Source organism: Mesorhizobium sp. M7A.F.Ca.CA.002.09.1.1 (genome assembly GCF_003998555.1).
Lineage (GTDB): Bacteria > Pseudomonadota > Alphaproteobacteria > Rhizobiales > Rhizobiaceae > Mesorhizobium > Mesorhizobium ciceri.
The window spans coordinates 1-2747 of sequence record NZ_RZRR01000764.1 but is presented as its reverse complement, the minus strand read 5'-3'; the positions used below and the strand labels follow the sequence as shown (position 1 = coordinate 2747).

Annotated in this window: 4 protein-coding genes and 1 pseudogene; 2 read left to right on the top strand and 3 right to left on the bottom strand. The window is 60.8% G+C overall.

Annotated features, from left to right (window positions below; genetic code table 11):
- Together EN994_RS25855 and EN994_RS25850 are read right to left on the bottom strand one after the other, a co-directional pair.
- Positions 1–402: nitrilase-related carbon-nitrogen hydrolase (locus EN994_RS25855; RefSeq protein WP_281060205.1), on the bottom strand; the 402-nt coding region annotated here is incomplete at its 3' end.
- A gap of 150 nt (positions 403–552) precedes the next feature.
- Positions 553–1269, bottom strand: coding sequence for a DNA-3-methyladenine glycosylase I (locus EN994_RS25850; protein ID WP_063167906.1), 717 nt, complete (start codon positions 1267–1269; stop codon positions 553–555).
- A gap of 92 nt (positions 1270–1361) precedes the next feature.
- Here EN994_RS25850 and EN994_RS25845 point away from each other — a divergent pair, with 92 nt between their 5' ends.
- Both EN994_RS25845 and EN994_RS25840 read left to right on the top strand, forming a co-directional pair.
- Positions 1362–1925 (top strand): DUF1003 domain-containing protein, encoded by a 564-nt coding sequence (locus tag EN994_RS25845; protein ID WP_024503559.1) that lies wholly within the window; start codon positions 1362–1364, stop codon positions 1923–1925.
- Positions 1922–2509 carry a DedA family protein gene (locus EN994_RS25840; RefSeq protein ID WP_024503560.1) on the top strand — a complete coding sequence of 196 codons (588 nt, stop codon included), beginning with the start codon at positions 1922–1924 and terminating at the stop codon, positions 2507–2509. The genes EN994_RS25845 and EN994_RS25840 overlap by 4 nt, the downstream gene beginning before the upstream one ends.
- A gap of 3 nt (positions 2510–2512) precedes the next feature.
- Here EN994_RS25840 and EN994_RS25835 read toward each other — a convergent pair.
- Positions 2513–2747, bottom strand: a pseudogene (locus tag EN994_RS25835) (hemerythrin domain-containing protein); the annotation flags it as partial.

Here is a 2747-nt window from a genome sequence, read left to right as displayed (position 1 = left end):
GGCCTGGAAGACGCGCTTCTCGTCGAACTCGCCGTAGTTCGGCAGATCGAGCTTGTAGCGTTCGGCGATGATCTTGCCGCCGTCGGCGAAGATGATCGAATTGTGCGTGCCGCTCTTGCGCTTCAACGGCGTGCCGATGATGACGCCGGGACCGCCATCCGCGGTGTCGGCGGCAAAGTCCTGTGCCGCCTTTTCGCAGGCTTTCAAAAAGGCCGGCTTCAGCACCAGATCCTCCGGCGGGTAGCCGGCGAGGAAAAGCTCGGTATAGAGCACGAGATCGGCGCCCTGACGTGCGGCATCCGCCCTCGCCTCGCGGGCTTTGGCGAGATTGCCTGATATGTCGCCGACAGTCGGATTGAGCTGGGCGACGGCGATGCGCAGGATGTCGAGCTTCTTGGTCATGCCTGCTGACTTAGCGCGGCAAAATTGCTCGGGCAATGGCGTTCGTTTGGACCAATTCGGAGCAAATGACGAATGTCATTCGTGTCCGGACCGATCGATTCGATCGTGTTGACCGATCGACGAATGCCGATCGTGGCAAGCGACCACGTTTCAGTCGTCGCCCATATATTCGCGCAGCGCTTGCGGCGAATGGTTCTCGCCGATCGACATCGCCAGGATGCGTGAAATATGGCGGCGCGGCAGATGCGTCTCCGCTGCCCATTGATTGATTTGCCTCTGGATCTTGTCCAGGTCCTTCTTCGAAGTCGGGCTTTCGGCGATGTCGAGGCCGGCGTCGCGCAACGCCGCGGCCATATCGCCCGAGATGACGAACGCATCCCACCCCAGCCAGCGCAGGAAATACTGGCCCGTGTTGCCGCCCAGCCGGCTGCCATGCTTGCCGAGCCAGGCCATCAGCCCGACCTGGTCATCATCAGGCCATTCCGCAAGGAATTTGCCGAAACCGCCATATTCCTTCGACACACGCTCGACAAAGGCAGCATTGTCGCGAACGGATCTGATCTTCTGCGGGTTGCGTACGATGCGCTGGTCGGCCGTCAGATCGTGCCAGAAATCATCGGGCTGGAACAACAGCCGCTTCGGCTCGAAGCGCAGAAACGCCTCCTCGAAGCCAGGCCATTTCTGCTCGATGACGCGCCAGACGAAACCGGCGGCGAAGACGCGCTCAGCCATAATGGAGAGAATGCGGTCATCGGGGATGTCAGCCACGGCGGCATTGTCAGGCGCCGGACCAAGCAGCGACGTCAGTTCCTCTTCGCCGCCCTTACGTTTTGCGGCGCGAGCGCGAATTTTCTTGAAATCGGCCATTGGTCCCTCGGCAACTGGAATCAATCTAACACTTCCCGTGTGAGCCGGCAGCCTCTACCTCTTACGGCAAGCCTAAGACCCTGGAGATGGCCATGAACAAGACGATCGACGATCTGGCGAACCGCTGGCTCAAGCGGCGGCCGGACGGCCTCAGCCAGCTCGAAAGCCGGGTGCTGCAATCGACGCTCGAACGCACCACCATCTCGCGCGACACCAACAAGGCCGTTGCCTTCCACCAGACCTTCGGCGACCGGCTTGCCGATACGATCGCCCGCATCGGCGGGTCATGGTCCTTCATCCTGACCTTCATCGCCTTTCTGGTCTTATGGACGGCGGGCAATGTCTGGCTGCTGTCGCGTGACGCCTTCGATCCCTACCCGTTCATCTTCCTCAATCTCGTTTTGTCGATGGTAGCCGCCTTGCAGGCGCCTGTGATCATGATGGCGCAGAACCGCCAGACCGAACGCGACCGCATCGACGCCGCCCACGATTACGAGGTCAACCTGAAAGCCGAGATCGAGATCATGGCGCTGCATGAAAAGCTGGATGAACTGCGCCACGGCCAGATTCTCGGCATGCGCGACGAGATCGTGCAACTGACCGAGATGATCAAGCGGATCGACGAAAGGCTGTCTTCGCAGCAGTCGGCTTCATGACCGACGCGATCCACCATTTCATCGAACAATACGGGCTGCTCGCGGTCTTTGTCGGTTGCATCGCGGAGGGCGAAAGTGCTGCCATTCTCGGCGGCTTCTTCGCCCACCAGCAGGTCTTCGTGCTGTGGCACGCCGTCCTTGCGGCCGGCCTCGGCGCCTTTGTCGGCGACACTTTCTTCTTCATCCTCGGACGAAGCTTTGCCGACCATCCCTATGTCGTCAGATTGCGCAAGCGGCCCGGCTTTCGCCGCGCCTTTCGCCTGCTCAACACCCATCCCGACATTTTCGTGCTGTCGAACCGCTATATCTACGGCATGCGTCTCGTCGGCGGCATTGCAGCCGGGCTCTCCAATATCACAGCGCCGCGCTTCGTCATCCTCAACGCGCTTTCATCGGCGGTCTGGGCGGTGCTGTTCGGTACGATCGGTTATGTCTTTGGACTTGGCGCAGAGCACTTCATCGGCCAGGCGCTGATGCATCACGAACGGTTGCTGATCGGTCTTGGCATCGGCCTGACCGTGGCCGTTGTGGCATGGCTCGTCGCCCGTCACATCGCCAGGAGGGAACGCGCCAGGGAAGGCTGATCGTCAATCCACGCCGAGCGCCTGATCCCCCCGATCGAGGATAAGCGGGACGATCAGGTCTTCCTCGTCGGCAAGATGTCTTGTCAGCATGGCGATCAGCCGGCTGTTTTCGTCGGCATAGGCGTCGGCTGCAAAGCGCTGTCTGTCCTCGCTCTCCTGAAGCGTCTTAATGAAGGCATTGGCCGCCTCGGCATTGCGCTCCAGCCCTTCATGGATGGTGTGGTGGTCGGCATCGAGA